Genomic DNA, 16,063 nt, shown 5'->3' on the forward strand with positions numbered 1-16,063 from the left:
GAGCTCCGCTCACGCCTCGTCGAGGATCCGCGAGACGTAGCGCGCGACGGCACGCACCGCCGCCATCGTCCCGGGGTAGTCCATGCGGGTCGGGCCCACGATGCCCAGCGTCGCCAGCGCATGCTCGCTCGGCCCGTAGCCGGTCGCCACCACGCTGGTGGAGGCGAGCTCCTGGTAGGGCCCCTCGTGGCCGATGCGGACCGTCACGGTGCCGCCGCCCGTCGCTTCCCCGAGCAGCTTGAGCAGCACGACGTGCTCCTCGAGCGCCTCGAGGAGGGGGCGTACGGCGGTGTCGAAGCTGTCGCCGTACCTGGCCAGGTTGGCCGTGCCGCCCACGACGACCCGCTCCTCGGAGCGGTGGTCGCTCATCGCCTCCACGAGCGCAATCACCACGGCGGCCGTCGTCGCCGACGCGGGCCCGTCCGGGCCGGGGTCGAGGGCGTGCAGCGCGTTGGCCGCGTCGGGCAACCGCGCACCGACGGCGGCGTGCAGGAGACCCGAGCGCAGCCGGGCCAGGTCCTCGTCCCCGACGGGGGTCTCGACCTCCACCAGGCGCTGCTCGACGCGACCGGTGCTGAGGATCAGCACCACCAGCAGCCGGGTCGGCGTGAGCGCCACCAGCTCCACGTGGCGCACCGTGGACGCCGACAGCGTGGGGTACTGCATCACCGCCACCTGACGGGTCAGCTGCGAGAGCAGCCGCACCGAGCGCTGCACCACGTCGTCGAGGTCGACGGCGCCGTCGAGCAGCGTCGCGATCGCGCGCTTCTCCGCGACCGACATGGGCTTGACGGTGGTCAGTCGGTCGACGAAGAGGCGGTAGCCCTTGTCGGTCGGCACCCGCCCCGCCGAGGTGTGCGGCTGGGTGATGAAGCCCTCTTCCTCGAGGGCGGCCATGTCGTTGCGGACGGTGGCCGGCGAGACTCCGAGCCCGTGCCGCTCCACGAGCGCCTTGGAGCCCACCGGCTCCTCGGTCGCGACGTAGTCCTCGACGATCGCGCGCAGGACGGCGAGCTTGCGGTCCTCGACCACGCGCCCACCCCCTCTCACGTCTCTGGTCAGACGTCTCTGGCACTCCGGACTGACGAGTGCCAGCGTACTAGGACGCGGAGGCGAGCCACCCCTTCGTGAGGCGGGCCACGTCGGCGGGTCGCTCGAGCGCCGGCAGGTGCGCGACGTCGTCCCAGTGCTCGTGACGCGCCCCGCGGACGCCCGCCAGCACCGCGGCGGCGGCCTCCCCCACCGCGGTGAGGTCGTGCCCGCCGGTCAGCACGAGAGTCGGTACGTCGAGCTCGTGCAGCCGGTCGAGCGGCTCCGGGTCCGGCTCGGCCTCCTCGATCTCGTCCCAGTCCCCCGTCAGCTCGAAGGCGCGCTTCTGCATCGCGTGCACGAGCGCGCGCACGTCAGCGGGGACAGCGTCGGCCGAACGGCCGGGTCCGACGAGCCAGTGGTCGACGTTGGCCTGAGCAGCGGCATCGAGGTCTCCGGCCTCCAGAGCGTCGTTCTCGGCGACGGCGAAGGCCCGCAGGTCGTCGGTCATCCGCGGGATGAGCGACCCTCCGGGGGCCTGGAGGAGCAGGGACGCCACCATGCCAGGGTGCTCGAGCGCCACCTCGACGGCGACGCCCGCCCCCATCGAGGCACCCACGAGGTGCGCACGCGCGATGCCGAGGGCGTCCAGCGTGGTCAGCAGATCGGCCGTGATCGACCAGCCGTCCGAGGGCCGTGTCGTGGACTCGCCGAAGCCGCGCAGGTCGACGCGGACGACGTCGTGCTCGTCGGCGAGGAGGGGCACCAACCCGTCCCACATGCGCCGATCGGCCACCCCTGCGTGGATCAGGACGACGGGTACGCCGGTCGTGGGGCCGGAGCGGTCGTGGGCGAGGAGCTCGTCGGTGGTCATCGCCTCGACCCAACCGCGACCGTCCTGGCGCTGCAAGCCAATATGGAGCGCATGCCCGACTTCCTGGAGGTGGGCGACCGTGTGTGGGTCGCCCGCTACGACTGGTTCGACGTCAACGTCACGCTGATCGGGTCCGACCGCGGGCTGGTCGTCGTCGACACCCACGGCTCGACCCGGATGGGGCACGAGGTCGTCGGCGACGTCCGTCGCCTCGGCCAGGGCGACGTGACGGTCGTCGTCAACACGCACTGGCACTTCGACCACACCTTCGGCAACGCGGCGTTCCGGGCGGCGTACGGCGCCATCCCGATCCACGCCCACGAGCACGCCGCCACCGAGCTGGCCGAAGGAGCGGAGAGCCGCAAACAGCGCTACCGCGACAGCGACGACCCGCACCGCGACGAGGTGATGGAGTCCGAGATCGTGCTGCCCGACCACACGTTCTCGTCCGTCCGGGTGCTCGACCTCGGTGACAGGCAGGTCGAGCTGTTGCACCCTGGCCGCGGCCACACCTCGGGCGACATCGTGGTGCGGGTCCCCGACGCCGACGTGGTGCTGGGCGGCGACCTGGTCGAGGAGTCGGCGCCGCCGTCCTTCGGGCTGGACTCGTGGCCGATGGACTGGCCGCTGAGCCTCGACACCGTGCTCGGGGTCATCACCTCGGGCACGGTGGTGGTGCCCGGTCACGGGGCGCCGGTGGATCGCGACTTCGTCGAGGCCCAGCGCAACGACATCGGCATCCTCGCGGAGACCATCCGCGACCTCGCCGGCCGCGGCGTGCCGCTCGACCAGGCGCTGGCCGCCGCCGACTGGCCCTTCCCCGAGGCCCACCTGGAGGCAGCGGTGCAGCGCGGCTACGAGCAGCTCCCGCGCAGCCAGAAGCGCCTGCCTCTGATCTGAGCCGCGAGTGGGTACGCCAACACCATGACCACCACGCCGCAGGAACCGCTTCCGCAGCCCGACGTCGTGCCCTCGGGCGACCCGCCGCCGATCGAGACCCCGGACCCTCACGAGGACCCGCAGACCCAGCCGGCCCCGCCGGCGGGTGACGACCCGCGCCCATGAGTGAGCAGACGGGCGAGCAGGACAGCCCCGAGTCGCAGACGCCGGGGATCGACGACCAGGACCTGCCCGAGGACCTGCAACCGGGCGAGGACAACCCGCTCGCCGAGCCGCTGGAGCCGGGAGAGGCACCCGAGGTCGACCTGAACGAGAAGAGCCCGTCCTACGAGCGACAGCTCGAGGACGAGGGCGACCAGCAAGACGACGGCGCGTCGGACGACGCCTGATCCGTTCGCCCGCCTAGCGTGGGCCGGTGACTCCTTCCCCGGACCGTTACGGCACCGACGTCCTGGCGACCGACTGGCGCGCCCCCAAGAACGGCCGTGCCGTCGAGGCCGCGGCGACGCTGGGCGACGTCGTGGAGGAGGTCGAGACCGACTTCTGCGGTGAGATCGTCGCCGTCGACCGCGACCTCTACACGCTGACCTTGGAGGACCGCCGCTCCCGGCGGCGTACGTTCCCGCTCGGTCCGGGATTCCTGCTGGAGGGGCGGCCGGTGATCCTGGTGCCGCCGGTCACCCGCCCGGCGCCCGCGAAGCCGACCCGGACGGCCTCGGGGTCCGTCGCCGTGCACGGAGCCAAGGCGCGGGTGGCGCGCGCCAGCCGCATCTTCGTCGAGGGGCGACACGACGCCGAGCTGGTCGAGAAGGTGTGGGGCGACGACCTGCGCATCGAGGGGGTCGTGGTGGAGTACCTCGGCGGCGTCGACGACCTCGCCGAGCACCTGCGCGACCACCGCCCAGGACCGGACCGCAAGGTGGGGGTGCTGGTCGACCACCTGGTGCCGGGCTCGAAGGAGAGCCGGATCGCCGCCTCCATCGCGCGCTCCGAGGTCGGCAAGCACGTGCTGATCGTCGGGCACCCCTTCATCGACATCTGGCAGGCGGTCAAGCCGTCGCGCCTCGGGATCGCCGCCTGGCCCGACGTCCCCCGCTCCATGGACTGGAAGCACGGCACCTGCCAGCTGCTCGGCTGGCCGCACCGCGACCAGGCCGACATCGCGCGCGCGTGGAAGCACGTCCTCGGCGGCGTCCGCGGCTTCCAGGACCTCGACCCGACGCTGCTGGGCCGCGTCGAGGAGCTCATCGACTTCGTGACCGCCTGACGTCAGGCGGGCGCGCTGGCGAGCTCGCGCAGCCAGCGGGTCGCCCCCAGCTCCTCGAGCAATCGCTACGGCGCGTCGCGGCGAGGAACCGCCTTCGAGGTGGCTGGAGCTGCGGCCGAAATGAGGAGTGGCCGCCCGACGTGGCCGGGCGGCCGGTGTTCCCCCGTGGTTCCCCATGCTCGTTTGCTATCCGTGTCTCCACGGACTTCCGTCAGGAGCTCCCCCGTGGGCCCCTGATGGAAGCGGACCGCTGACGAGGTCGATCAGTGCTTGATCACGTACCCCTCGACGTCGTCCCCGCCGTCGACCTGGAAGCGGATGTGCGCCTCGGTGTCCTCGTCGGGGCCGTCGAGCTTGGCGCGCAGGTGGCCCTCGGTGTCGTCGTCGGGACCGTCGACCTTGGCGCGCAGGTGGCCCTCGGTGTCGTCGTCGGGGCCGTCGAGCTTGGCGCGCAGGTGGCCCTCGGTGTCGTCGTCGGGGCCGTCGACCTTGGCGCGCAGGTGGCCCTCGGTGTCGTCGTCGGGACCTTCGACCTTGGCACGCAGGTGGCCCTCGGTGTCGTCGTCGGGACCGTCGACCTTGGCGCGCAGGTGGCCCTCGGTGTCGTCGTCGGGGCCGTCGAGCTTGGCGCGCAGGTGGCCCTCGGCGTCGTCGTCCTCGGTGACGCGGGGCGGGCGGAGGTGACCCTCGGCGTCGTCGTCCTCGGTGATGCGCGGCGGGCGGACGTGGGCCTCGGTGTCTTCGAAGTCGTCAGGAGAAGGCTGGAAGCGGTCTGCGTTGGTTCCGTTCTTGTTCATCGATCTGCTCCTTCGATGTGGGGACCTCGTCGGTCCGATGAGTGGATCCTGCTCCTGCCTGGGGATCCGTACTGTTCGGCCGCCGACACAACGGCGGTCGAGCTCATGACGCGTCCACGCCCGGCCGGGCTCATGCCGGCTGCTCCGCGTTCACGCTGACGGCCTGGAGGACCGCCTTGACCTGGAAGGGCGTGAGCCCCGGGTGCTTGCCGAGCAGCGCGGCGACCATCCCCGCGACGTGCGGCGCGGCGAAGCTGTTGCCGGTGGCGACCATCGAGCTGCCGTTGCTCCACGCGACGTCGACGTCGATCCCGCGCGCCCCGAACTCCACGGGCGGCCGGGGGTTGTAGGCCAGGGACCAGGGGTCGTCACCCGGCATCGCCGCGACGGACACCACGGAGGAGTACTGCGACGGGTACGTCGGCCCCGGTTGGTTGTTGGCGGCCGACACCAGCAGCGTGCCGCCGAAGTACGCCTGGTCGGCGACGTCGTGCAGGGTGGCGAACAACGCCTCGCTCTTGCTCGACAGCGACAGGTTGGCCACCTGGAGTCCCTGACGGACCGCCCACTCGACCCCGCCGGCGAAGAGCAGCCCGCGACCCTTCAGGTTGCTGCCGAGCACGCGGATGCTGTGCAGCTCCACGTCCGGGGCCAGCGACCGGATGATCGCCGCGCACGCTGTGCCGTGACCGACGAGGTCCTCGTGGGGCACCTCGACCGCGCGGTAGCCGTCGGGCTCGTCCGGCGCGGCCTCGATGGCCACCGAGCGCCTGACCTCGCCGACCCTCGGGTGTCCGGCCTCGACGCCGCTGTCGACGACCGCGACGGCCACGCCCCTCCCGGTCGAGCCGCCGAAGGCCCACTCACGGGCGTCCGGCAGCGGCAACGCGCGCACGCGAGCGAGCGCATCGTCGACGAAGGCGGCCGACCAGGCGGGGAGGCTCACCCGAGGTCGCCCTCCCGATAGCCCAAGGTCAGCTCGAGGACGCGGCGACCGAGCTCCTCCAGACGCGGCTCGTCGGCCCGGGGACCGCTCGCCACCAGGAGAGCGACCTGGCTGGCCAGGGTGCCGAGCACCGCCAGCACCCAGTCCGAGGCCTGGTCGATGCGCGGGTCGAGCACCGAGAGGACTCCGAGGGTCTCACCCTCGTGGTCGAACATCGGCGCGGCCAGGATCGTCGTCGGCAGATAGCTGGTCGCCTCCGCCACGTCCCGGGCGAAGCGCGCGTCCGTGCCGACGTCGCGCACCGCGATCGGCTGGCCCGAGATCACCGCCCAGCCCGCGATGCCGCGGGAGACCGGCATCTCGACGCCGATGATGCCCTCGGCCCCGGCTCCGTCGGACGCCGCGAAGCGCAGCGTCTCCCCGTCGGCGTCGACCAGGGCGCACGAGCACGCCGCCGCGTCGAAGAGGGTGCGCACGGCCGCGACCGAGCTCGTCAGGTCAGGTCTGACATGAATTGTGCCTGTCATCGTCGCTCCTCTGCTGACACACTGCGCCCATGGAGTGGCCGTTGCTTGCCTCGCTCGCCGAGGACGACCGGCGGGCCGTGCTCGCCGCCACCCGACTGCGCCGTTTCGCTCGCAGCGAGGTCGTCGTCCACGAGGGCGACCCCGCCGACAGTTTGCACCTGGTGGAGTCCGGCCGCCTGGCGGTGCGGGTCTCGACCTCTGGCGGCGAGCGCGCGACCCTGAACATCCTCGGTCCCGGCGACTACTTCGGCGAGCTGTCCCTGCTGGACGGGAGACCGCCGGTGCGCTCGGCCAGCATCGTGGCGCTGGAGGCCGCGCAGACCCGGAGCCTGCCCGCGTCGACGTTCCGGGAGCTGCGTGACCGCAGCCGCGGAGCCCAGCAGCTGCTGCTCGCGTTGCTGGCCCGACGCGTGGAGGAGCTGTCGGCCCGCGTGGTCGAGGTGATGTACGAGGGGCTCGACCGCCGTGTCCACCGTCGGCTCCACGAGCTCGCCGAGCTGTACGCCGACGGCGCGCCCGGCCCCGTCGTCGTACCCCTGACCCAGGAGCTGCTCGCCGAGCTCGTCGGCGGCACCCGACCCAGCGTCAACCAGGTGCTGCAGCGCCTGGTCGCCCAGGGCGTGGTCGATCTCGGCCGGGGCAGGATCACCGTCGTGGACCGCGCGACGCTGGCGCGCAAGGCCGGCTGAGTCCAGAGCACGTGTCATGGCCGGGCTCACACCCCCAGCCTGCGCGACACGATGTCCTCGGCTGCGGCGCGGGCAGCACCCACGCCGGTGATGGCATCGAGGAAGTCCTGGCGGCTCAGCGCGAGGAGCCTGGTCTCGGTGACCGCGGTGACGGTCGCGGTGCGGGGCACGTCGCGCAGCAGCCCGATCTCCCCGAAGTAGTCGCCGGCGCTCTCTCGGCGCAGCACCTCGGCACCGCGGGTCACCTCCACCTCGCCGGACTCGATGACGTAGAACCGGTCCGCGGTGTCGCCCTCGCGCACGACGATCTGGCTGGGCGCCGCCGTCACGGGCACGAGCCGGTGGGCCAGCTCCTCGAGCACCGACGGCGCGACCGGCTCCATCATCGGCACGCCCCGGAGCAGCGGGAGCCCCTCCGGCTCACCGAGGCGGTGGTCGAGGCCACGGAGCCGGGGCAGGCAGGAGAGCGTGTAGAGGCCGACCAGCGTCCCCGCCGCGGCGAGAGCGCCGCGCAGGCCGATCAGGTCCAGGGCCAGGGGTGCGAGCAGCGCACCGATCGCGACCGACGCGACGGCGGTGCTCTCCGCGGCGGCGTACACCCGGGAGATCACGCGCTCGGGGGCGAGCCGTTGCGGGATGGTCTCGAAACCGAGGTTGACCCAGGGGTCGCTGGTGCCGATGACCGCGAGCGCGAGCAGCGCGACGACGGGGGTCGGGGCGATCGCCATCGCCAGCAGCGGAAGCGCCCATCCGAGCACACCGACGGCCATGTCCTGCGCGAGGCGGCCCTTCGCCACGCGGCCCAGCACCAGGATCCCGCCCAGCACCGTGCCGACGCCCAGGATGGCGTTGAAGTAGCCGACGCCCTCGGGCCCGGTGCCGAGCTCGCGCGCGGCGATGACGACGAGGTAGACCGACAGGAAGCCCCACAGCAGCGACTGCGCCGCGACCAGCAGCGTGATCGTGCGCAGGTCGCCGTCACGTGCGACCAGCGAGAAGCCCGCCGTGATCTCGCGCAGCACCCCTTCCTCGTCCTCGTCGTCGCCGCCGGTCGAGGCGGACTCGGGACGCGGCGGCACCTTGATCAGGGCGACCAGCACGAACGACCACAGGAAGGTCGCCGCGTTGAGCCAGATGACGGGCCCGACGTCGGTCGCCGCGATCAGCAGGCCGCCGATCGCGGGGCCGGCGAAGCTCATGACGTTCTCGACGTTGGCGGTAACGGCGTTCGAGGCGGTCAGCTGGCCCGGCGACTCGACCAGCCGCGGGACCAACCCGGCCTGAGCGGACCGGAAGGCCGCGCCGACCACGGCCGTGACCACCGCCAGCGCGTAGACCGGCAGGGCCGGGCCGTCGAGCATGACGAGCACTGCAGTGACGGACACGATCGCGGCACGCGCGAGGTCGACGACCATCATGTAGGTGCGCCGGGACATCCGGTCGGCGATGGTCGCGCCCAGCGGACCGGCGACGGCGGAGGCGGTCATCCGGACGGCCGTGAAGACGCCGACCGCGGTCGCGCCGCCCTCCTGGAACGCCCAGACGGTGATGGCGACGGCGTAGGCCCAGTCGCCGGCCGCGGAGCCGGCGAAGGCCAGCTGCATCCGGCGGAGGTCCTTGTTGCGCAAGACGGCGCGCAGCGACTCCTTGGCGCTGTCGGGCGCCGTCGTGGACCCTGTCGCGCCGCTCACGCCGCTCCCATCCCCATCCCCCGATCGTGAGGTCACTTTAGGGACGGCAGCCGGATTCCGGACGTCTCGAGGACGACAGATCCCGTCGTGGTCTAGATGGGTCCAGCGGCCTGGCCGTGTCAGGGCAGCAGGCGGCGGACGACTGCGTCGGCGAGCAGCCGTCCACGCAACGTCAACCGGACACTGTCGCCGTCGCTCGAGACCAGGCCCTCGGCGGAGAGACCGGGCACGGCCGCACGCCCCTGGTCGTCGAGCACGTCGAGAGCGACACCCTCGGCCAGTCGGCTCTCCAGCAGCACCCGCTCGACGCGGCGGGTCTCCTCGTCGAGCACCTCCCGGGCCTGCCCGGGACTCTCGCCGGCGGCCAGGCGGGCGGCGTACGCCGCGGGGTGACGGACGTTCCACCACCTGACCCCGCCGACATGGCTGTGCGCGCCCGGTCCGATCCCCCACCAGTCGGCGCCGGTCCAGTAGAGCTCGTTGTGACGGCACCGGCTGGACGGCCGTCGCGTCCAGTTGGAGAGCTCGTACCACTCCAACCCGGCGGTGGTGAGCCGCTCGTCGGCGAGGAGGTACTTGTCGGCCATGTCGTCGTCGTCGGGAGCGGCGACCTCGCCCCGCTTGACCGCCCTGGCCAGCGCGGTGCCGTCCTCGACGATGAGCGCGTACGCCGACACGTGGTCGGGCTCGCTCGCCAGGGCGGCGTCGAGACTGGTGGCCCAGTCGTCGAGCGACTCCCCCGGCGTCCCGTAGATGAGGTCGAGGCTGATCTCGTCGAAGCCGGCCGCCCGCGCCCAGGCGACCGCTTGGGGCACCCGCTCGGGGTCGTGCGTGCGGTCGAGCGTGCGCAGCACGTGCGGGACCGCCGACTGCATGCCGAAGGAGACGCGGGTGAAGCCGCCGGCCCGGAGCCGTCGCAGCGAATCTGCGGTGACGCTGTCGGGATTGGCCTCGGTGGTCACCTCCACGTCGCCGGCCAGCCCGAGCTCGTCCTCGATCGTGAGCAGCAGGGTGACCAGGTCGTCGGCGGGCAGCAGCGTCGGCGTCCCACCGCCGACGAAGACGGTCTGCACCGGTCCTGCGTCGCCGCCCAGCACGCGTGCGGCCAGCCGGATCTCCTGGGCCGCCACCTCGGCGTACGTCGCCTGGCTCACCGGCGCGCTCGGCCCCCCGAGCTCGAGGGCGGTGTAGGTGTTGAAGTCGCAGTAGCCGCAGCGCACCGAGCAGAACGGCACGTGGAGGTAGACCCCGAACGGCCGCTCCCCGAGCTCGGCCAGCGCACTCTCAGGCAGGGACCCGTCCGTGGGGACGGGGTCGCCTGGCGGCGCGGTCGAAGGCACCGGTCGATCCTGTCAGGCAATCGGTCTCGTGACGTCGGCAGAGCCTCCGGACGTCGTGGGACGGGCCAGAGACCGGCGCTCAGGCGTAGAACGCGTCGATCTTGTCCTTGTAGTTGTCCTCGACGACGTTGCGCTTGACCTTCATCGACGGGGTCAGCTCGCCGGACTCGACGGTGAGGTCGTGGTCGAGCAGCTCCCACTTCTTGATGGTCTCCCAGCGGTTGAGCACCGCGTTGAGCTGGTCGACGTACCCCTGCACCATCGCCTGGCACCTGTCGGAGGCGACGATCGCGGCGTAGTCGCCGGACACGTCGTTCTCCTGCGCCCAGCCGGCGATCGCGTCGGGGTCCAGCGTGACCAGCGCGACGACGAAGTTGCGCTCGTTGCCGAAGACGATGAACTGGCTCGCGTAGGGGCACAGCGCCTTGAACTTCGACTCGATCGCCGGCGGGGCGATGTACTTGCCGCCGGAGGTCTTGAAGAGCTCCTTGATGCGACCCGTGATCGAGAGGTAGCCGTCGGCGTCGAGCGAGCCCTTGTCGCCGGTGCGGAGCCAACCGTCGTCGGTCAGCGTCTTGGCCGTCTCCTCGGGCAGGTTGTGGTAGCCGTCCATGACGCCCGGACCCTTGATCATGATCTCGTCGCCCTCGCCGAGCTTGACCTCGGAGCCCACGAAGACCGGGCCGACGGTGCCGAAGCGGTAGTCGCTGGGCAGGTTGACGAACGACCCGGCCGAGGTCTCGGTCAGTCCGTAGCCCTCGAGGATGACGATGCCGGCGGCGTGGAACCACTCCGCGATGTCGCGGTTGAGCGCCGCGGCACCCGAGATGAAGAACCGGACCCGGCCACCGAAGCGGTCACGGATCTTGTGGAAGACCAGCTTGTCGAAGACCTTGTGCTGCACAGCGAGCAGGGTCGGGACCGGCTTGCCCTCGCGCTTGAGCTTGTCGACGGCGAGCCCGACCTGGAAGGCCTTGTTGAAGATCTTCTCCTTGGCCCCGCCCTCGGCGGCCTGCATGGTGACGATCCGCCCGTGCGCCTTCTCGAAGATGCGAGGAGCCGCGCCCATGAAGGTCGGCTTCACGATGCCGAGGTTCTCCACGATCTTGTCGACCCGGCCGTCGATCGCCGCGGCGAAGCCGCACGCCATCTGCGTCGACATCAGCACCTTGCCGAACGAGTGAGCCATCGGCAGCCAGCGGAACTCGAGGTCGGTCTCGTCGAGGATGTTCTGCGCGCGGATCGCCTCGCCCTCGTAGACCCACGAGCTGTGCCGCAGCCGCACACCCTTCGGGCGGCCGGTGGTGCCTGAGGTGTAGATCAGGGTGGCGAGCTGGTCGCCCTTGATCGCCTGGGCCGTCTCCTCGATGACGCCCGGGTTGGCGGCCAGGTGAGCCTCGCCGAGGGCCTCGAGCTCCTTCACGCCGATGATCCAGTCACCGTCCGGCGTGCCGTCGAAGGTGACGACCTTCTTCAGGTGCGGCAGCTCGCCCTTGCGGGTCTTGAGCTTGGCGAGCTGCTCGTCGTCCTCGGCGAAGACCACCTGGCACTCGGAGTCGGCGAGGATGTACGCCGTGTCGTCCTCGTTGGTGCTCGGGTAGACCGTCGTCGTGGCCGCGCCCGCGCACATGATGCCCAGGTCGGCCAGGATCCACTCGTAGCGGGTGCCGGACGCGATGCCCACACGCTGCTCGGGCTGCACGCCCAGGGCCAGCAGGCCGGCTGCCATCTTGGCGACCTCGTCGCCGGCTGCCTTCCAGGTGACGGACTCCCAGGACTCGCCGACGGGGTAGCGGAACGCCTCGCGCTGTGGCGTCTTGCGCACCCGGTCGAGGAACTGGACGGCGACGTTCGGCGGCAAGCTCTGCATCCAACTGGTGTCGGTGTTCTTGGCCATAGGTCCCCTGCGCTCCTCGTCACCGCGAAATCGGTTGCTGAGTAACCTAGATCACCCGGTTACGGGAGGGTAGCCAAACCCCCTGCGGATGAGAGTTCTCTCATGTCCGAGCGCGTGGGTTCCGCGACGAAGGAGCGGAAACCCACGATCAGCGAGGAGGCGAGAGCGGGGAGGTTGAGGAGGGCTCGGCTCGACCGGAGCGACGGGCGAGCGACCCGTCTCGAAACCCGGCACCCCTCACGACGGGTCGACCGCCTTCATGATCGTGATGCAGCGGGTGATCCAGTCACTCTCGTCGCCGGTCAGCGGACGGTCCTGCCGTGCGGCCTCCTCGATCGAGGAGTACGCCCCCAGCACCAGCCGGAGCACCACCCATGCTCGGGCGCGGTCCTCGTCGAGCCCCGCCGCGTCGACGACGGTGAGGAAGCGTTCGTGGACGTCGGCACGGATCCGTCCCCTCGCGACGACCTCGTCCCAACGGCTCCACAGCAGCGCTGCGGGCTCCCAGTGCGGGTCACCGGACATCGGCTGCGGGTCGATGGCCAGCCAGGAGTCGCTCTCGCCAGGGTGCGACCGGAGCAGGTGGTGGTCGTGGAGGTCGCCGTGGACGAGCCGCCCGGTGCTGGCGGGGCCCGTCGCGGGGCCCGTCGCGAGGTCGCGAGCGTGCGACAGGGCCTGCTCGACAAGGCGGCGCGGGATCGGTGCGTCGCGAGGCAGTGCCGCCAGGGCGTCGGTCGAGCGGCCGACGTACGCCGTGATCGTGCGCAGCTGCGGCAGCGCCGGCACGTGCAGGCGCGCGTACGCCGCCGCCGCGACCTCGGCCGCCTCCAGGTAACCGAGGGAGGTCAGGTCGGTCGTGCTCGCGCGCTCGAGGAGCAGCGCACGGCGGTGCGGGTCGGCCCTGAGCAGCCGGACGGCGCCATCGCCGCCCCAACGCTGCAGCGCCAGGTGCTCGTGCTCGTTCTCCGGGCTCGGCGAGGAGATCTTGAGGACGGCCGCAGCACCGTCGCGGGTGCGGACCGGCACCACCACCGATGCGCGGCGATCGAGCACGTCGCCATCGAGGACCAGCGTCCACTCCTCGACGACGTCGTCGAGGAGGCGTGGTCGCCGCACGCGCTACTTCTTGCCGGTCTTCTCGGCGGGCCCCGACGTGGAGAGCGCGGCGATGAAGGCCTCCTGGGGCACCTCGACCCGGCCGACCATCTTCATCCGCTTCTTGCCCTCCTTCTGCTTCTCGAGCAGCTTGCGCTTGCGGGTGATGTCACCGCCGTAGCACTTGGCGAGCACGTCCTTGCGCATCGCGCGGATGTTCTCGCGCGCGATCACCCGGGCACCGATGGCCGCCTGGATCGGCACCTCGAACTGCTGGCGCGGGATCAGCTCCTTCAGCTTGCCCGCCAGCATCACGCCGTAGGAGTACGCCGCGTCGCGGTGCACGATCGCGGAGAACGCGTCGACCGGCTCGCCCTGCAGCAGGATGTCGACCTTGACGAGGTCGGCGGCCTGGTCGCCCTCCCGCTCGTAGTCGAGCGACGCGTAGCCCTTGGTGCGCGACTTCAGCTGGTCGAAGAAGTCGAAGACGATCTCGCCCATCGGCAGCGTGTAGCGCATCTCGACCCGGTCGGCCGAGAGGTAGTCCATGCCGAGGAGGTTGCCGCGCTTGGACTGGCAGAGCTCCATGATCGTGCCGATGTAGTCGCTGGGGCTCAGGATCGTGGCCCGCACGACGGGCTCGCGGACCTCCGCGATCTTGCCGCCGTCGGGGTACTCGCTGGGATTGGTCACCTCGACGACCTTGCCGTCCTCCATGTGCACGTCGTAGACGACGTTGGGGGCGGTCGAGATGAGGTCGAGGTTGAACTCCCGCTCCAGCCGCTCGCGCACGATCTCCATGTGCAGCAGGCCGAGGAACCCGCACCGGAAGCCGAAGCCCAGCGCTCCGGACGTCTCGGGCTCGTAGGCCAGCGCCGCGTCGTTGAGCTGCAGCCGCTCGAGCGCGTCGCGCAGGGTCGGGTAGTCGTCGCCGTCGATCGGGTAGAGCCCGGAGTAGACCATCGGGTTGGGGTGCTTGTAGCCACCGAGCGCCTCGGTCGCGCCGTGGTGCTGGCTGGTGACGGTGTCACCGACCCGGGACTGGCGGACGTCCTTCACGCCGGTGATGAGGTAGCCCACCTCGCCGACGCCGATGCGAGTGGCCTTCACCGGCTCGGGGCTGATGACGCCGACCTCGAGCATCTCGTGCACCGCGTTGGTCGACATCATCTTGATCCGGTCGCGGTGGGTGAGGTGCCCGTCGATGACGCGCACGTAGGTCACCACGCCGCGGTAGGTGTCGTAGACCGAGTCGAAGATCAGCGCCCGCGGCGGCTTGTCGGCCTCACCCACCGGCGGCGGGGTCTGGTTGACGATCTCGTTGAGCAACGCCTCGACCCCGAGGCCGGTCTTGGCCGACGTGCGGAGCACCTCGGAGGGGTCGCAGCCGATGATGCCGGCGAGCTCGGCGGCGTACTTCTCGGGGTTCGCCGACGGCAGGTCGATCTTGTTGAGCACCGGGATGACGTGCAGGTCGGCGGCCAGCGCGAGGTAGAGGTTGGCCAGCGTCTGCGCCTCGATCCCCTGCGCGGCGTCCACGAGCAGGACCGCCGCCTCGCAGGCCTCGAGCGAGCGGGACACCTCGTAGGTGAAGTCGACGTGGCCCGGCGTGTCGATCATGTTGAGGATGTAGGTGCCCGGCTCGGCGCCCTGCTTGTTGCCCACCGGCACGGTCCACGGCATCCGGACGGCCTGGCTCTTGATCGTGATGCCGCGCTCGCGCTCGATGTCCATCCGGTCGAGGTACTGCGCCCGGGCGGCCCGCTCGTCGACGACACCGGTGAGCTGCAGCATCCGGTCGGCCAGCGTCGACTTGCCGTGGTCGATGTGCGCGATGATGCAGAAGTTGCGGATCACCGCGGGATCGGTGTGGCCGGGCTGTGGCACGGCCGGACTGGACTGGCTGGGCACGGGGCGCTTTCGTCGACGAGATGGGGAGGCGGGAGTGCCCGACTCATTCTTCCACGCACGACCCGGGCGGCCCGAAACGTCGCGTCGCCGCGAGAGCACCGACGCCGACCCGCGGCACGCGAGACACCGACCTCCCGGGCCGCGGCGGCGATGCTCCAGCCACGCTCACGCAGCTCCGCGAAGCGCTGGCGTTTGGCCGACTGCGGACGCCGCCCCGGCCCTTCTTCACACGACGAGACGACAACACGACTCCCAGATACCAGAGGGAGTGTTGCGACGAGCGCTAGAAACCGCCTTGCCGTCTGGGGGTCAGCTTTCACGTGCCGTCGACATACTTGACTAGTCATCATCCACAGGACGGAGCCGACGAGATTGCGTGCTGCTCAGGTGTGCGTCTACACATGAACGTAGACGGCCCCACCGAGTGCTGGAACACGACGGCGGGGCCTTGATCCGACACCTTGCAACGAAGGGATCGAACCCATGCGCGACCGTACAGGCGACCTCAGATCCGCACCCCTGCGGGAGGCAGCCCGCTCCCTCTATCCCAGGGAGAACTGATGGCTCCGCACGGCGGTTGGGACTACTGCCCGTGGCAGCATCTCGGAGACCTGGACGGCGTCGAACTCGAATACCACAGAGACGGTGACATTGGCGTCACGGACTTGAGCGCCGGACCATCAGCCTCCGACGAGGGATGACGGGTGCACTGCGCAGAGTGACACTGGCGCATGAACTCATCCACCTGGAGCGAGGTCCGGTGAGTGAAGGGGCCGCGGCACGGGTCGAGGAGGTGCTGGTCGAAACATCTACTGCGCTTCGACTCATCCCCGCGGCGCTGCTCGCCGACCTGCCCGAACTAGTCTCCCGGCACGGGATCGATGCCGCCGCAGCCTTCTTGGCCATAGACCATCAACTGCTCCAAGTTGCCTTGCATGCCGTTCGGTCAACCTAGCAACGAGTCCTGGCGGCAGCGGAGCCACCGACTTCCCGAGCTTGCAACAGCCTCACCTCGGGCGGCTGGGCTCCAGGACCACTGATCACGATCGAATGCGCAACCGAACTGGCGCCTCGTCGTGATGTCAGGATGATTTACCAAA

The 16,063-nt window shown here is 70.9% G+C and carries 15 protein-coding genes; 5 read left to right on the top strand and 10 right to left on the bottom strand.

Annotated elements, in window-relative coordinates:
* Positions 1-9: 9 nt before the first annotated feature.
* A complete protein-coding gene (hrcA, locus tag ABD295_RS09500; protein ID WP_344303463.1) occupies positions 10-1,032 on the bottom strand; it encodes a heat-inducible transcriptional repressor HrcA in 1,023 nt (340 codons plus the stop codon).
* Positions 1,033-1,099: 67 nt separating this feature from the next.
* Complete coding sequence (locus ABD295_RS09505) at positions 1,100-1,903, bottom strand: alpha/beta fold hydrolase (protein ID WP_344303464.1); 804 nt, start codon at positions 1,901-1,903, stop codon at positions 1,100-1,102.
* 51 nt (positions 1,904-1,954) lie between these two features.
* On the opposite strand from ABD295_RS09505, the gene ABD295_RS09510 reads away from it, so the two are divergent.
* The 4 genes from ABD295_RS09510 to ABD295_RS09525 are packed head-to-tail and all read left to right on the top strand — an operon-like array spanning position 1,955 to position 4,070.
* Positions 1,955-2,803 (top strand): MBL fold metallo-hydrolase, encoded by an 849-nt coding sequence (locus ABD295_RS09510; protein ID WP_344303465.1) that lies wholly within the window; start codon positions 1,955-1,957, stop codon positions 2,801-2,803.
* Positions 2,804-2,827: 24 nt separating this feature from the next.
* Positions 2,828-2,968 carry a hypothetical protein gene (locus ABD295_RS09515; protein ID WP_344303466.1) on the top strand — a complete coding sequence of 47 codons (141 nt, stop codon included), beginning with the start codon at positions 2,828-2,830 and terminating at the stop codon, positions 2,966-2,968.
* Entirely contained in the window at positions 2,965-3,192 is a 228-nt protein-coding gene (locus tag ABD295_RS09520) for a hypothetical protein (protein WP_344303467.1), read from the top strand. Before ABD295_RS09515 ends, ABD295_RS09520 begins: the two co-directional genes overlap by 4 nt.
* A gap of 26 nt (positions 3,193-3,218) precedes the next feature.
* A complete protein-coding gene (locus ABD295_RS09525; protein ID WP_344303468.1) occupies positions 3,219-4,070 on the top strand; it encodes a DUF3097 domain-containing protein in 852 nt (283 codons plus the stop codon).
* Between the two features lie 263 nt (positions 4,071-4,333).
* Here the strand turns inward: ABD295_RS09525 and ABD295_RS09530 are convergent, their stop codons facing one another.
* The 3 genes from ABD295_RS09530 to ABD295_RS09540 form a co-directional block, all read right to left on the bottom strand.
* The gene (locus ABD295_RS09530) at positions 4,334-4,867 is read right to left on the bottom strand and encodes a hypothetical protein (protein WP_344303469.1); all 534 of its coding nucleotides are present in this window, start codon (positions 4,865-4,867) and stop codon (positions 4,334-4,336) included.
* Between the two features lie 130 nt (positions 4,868-4,997).
* Complete coding sequence (locus ABD295_RS09535; protein WP_344303470.1) at positions 4,998-5,813, bottom strand: S8 family serine peptidase; 816 nt, start codon at positions 5,811-5,813, stop codon at positions 4,998-5,000.
* Positions 5,810-6,340 (bottom strand): GAF domain-containing protein, encoded by a 531-nt coding sequence (locus ABD295_RS09540; protein WP_344303471.1) that lies wholly within the window; start codon positions 6,338-6,340, stop codon positions 5,810-5,812. The genes ABD295_RS09535 and ABD295_RS09540 overlap by 4 nt, the downstream gene beginning before the upstream one ends.
* Positions 6,341-6,369: 29 nt before the next feature.
* On the opposite strand from ABD295_RS09540, the gene ABD295_RS09545 reads away from it, so the two are divergent.
* On the top strand, positions 6,370-7,029 hold the full coding sequence (locus ABD295_RS09545; RefSeq protein ID WP_344303472.1) for a Crp/Fnr family transcriptional regulator: 660 nt from the start codon (positions 6,370-6,372) through the stop codon (positions 7,027-7,029).
* Positions 7,030-7,055: 26 nt separating this feature from the next.
* Here the strand turns inward: ABD295_RS09545 and ABD295_RS09550 are convergent, their stop codons facing one another.
* From ABD295_RS09550 to lepA, 5 genes are all read right to left on the bottom strand, one after another.
* Positions 7,056-8,720, bottom strand: a complete 1,665-nt coding sequence (locus tag ABD295_RS09550) for an MFS transporter (protein ID WP_344303473.1) — start codon at positions 8,718-8,720, stop codon at positions 7,056-7,058.
* A gap of 119 nt (positions 8,721-8,839) precedes the next feature.
* A complete protein-coding gene (hemW, locus tag ABD295_RS09555) occupies positions 8,840-10,060 on the bottom strand; it encodes a radical SAM family heme chaperone HemW (protein WP_344303474.1) in 1,221 nt (406 codons plus the stop codon).
* A gap of 79 nt (positions 10,061-10,139) precedes the next feature.
* Positions 10,140-11,957, bottom strand: a complete 1,818-nt coding sequence (locus ABD295_RS09560) for an AMP-dependent synthetase/ligase (RefSeq protein WP_344303475.1) — start codon at positions 11,955-11,957, stop codon at positions 10,140-10,142.
* Positions 11,958-12,194: 237 nt separating this feature from the next.
* Positions 12,195-13,073: an aminoglycoside phosphotransferase family protein gene (locus ABD295_RS09565; RefSeq protein WP_344303476.1), complete on the bottom strand. Its 879-nt coding sequence runs from the start codon at positions 13,071-13,073 to the stop codon at positions 12,195-12,197.
* Positions 13,074-13,076: 3 nt separating this feature from the next.
* Complete coding sequence (lepA, locus tag ABD295_RS09570) at positions 13,077-14,939, bottom strand: translation elongation factor 4 (protein WP_344303477.1); 1,863 nt, start codon at positions 14,937-14,939, stop codon at positions 13,077-13,079.
* Between the last annotated feature and the right edge of the window lie 1,124 nt (positions 14,940-16,063).

It is taken from the genome of Nocardioides bigeumensis (genome assembly GCF_039531755.1).
GTDB lineage: Bacteria > Actinomycetota > Actinomycetes > Propionibacteriales > Nocardioidaceae > Nocardioides > Nocardioides bigeumensis.

What these genes read in the sequence shown, in the direction of transcription:
- ABD295_RS09545 (WP_344303472.1), top strand. Translation starts at nt 6,370, where the DNA reads ATGGAGTGGCCGTTGCTTGCCTCGCTCGCCGAGGACGACCGGCGGGCC.
- ABD295_RS09540 (WP_344303471.1), bottom strand. Translation starts at nt 6,340, where the DNA reads ATGACAGGCACAATTCATGTCAGACCTGACCTGACGAGCTCGGTCGCG.
- ABD295_RS09520 (WP_344303467.1), top strand. Translation starts at nt 2,965, where the DNA reads ATGAGTGAGCAGACGGGCGAGCAGGACAGCCCCGAGTCGCAGACGCCG.
- ABD295_RS09505 (WP_344303464.1), bottom strand. Translation starts at nt 1,903, where the DNA reads ATGACCACCGACGAGCTCCTCGCCCACGACCGCTCCGGCCCCACGACC.
- ABD295_RS09530 (WP_344303469.1), bottom strand. Translation starts at nt 4,867, where the DNA reads ATGAACAAGAACGGAACCAACGCAGACCGCTTCCAGCCTTCTCCTGAC.
- ABD295_RS09510 (WP_344303465.1), top strand. Translation starts at nt 1,955, where the DNA reads ATGCCCGACTTCCTGGAGGTGGGCGACCGTGTGTGGGTCGCCCGCTAC.
- ABD295_RS09560 (WP_344303475.1), bottom strand. Translation starts at nt 11,957, where the DNA reads ATGGCCAAGAACACCGACACCAGTTGGATGCAGAGCTTGCCGCCGAAC.
- ABD295_RS09515 (WP_344303466.1), top strand. Translation starts at nt 2,828, where the DNA reads ATGACCACCACGCCGCAGGAACCGCTTCCGCAGCCCGACGTCGTGCCC.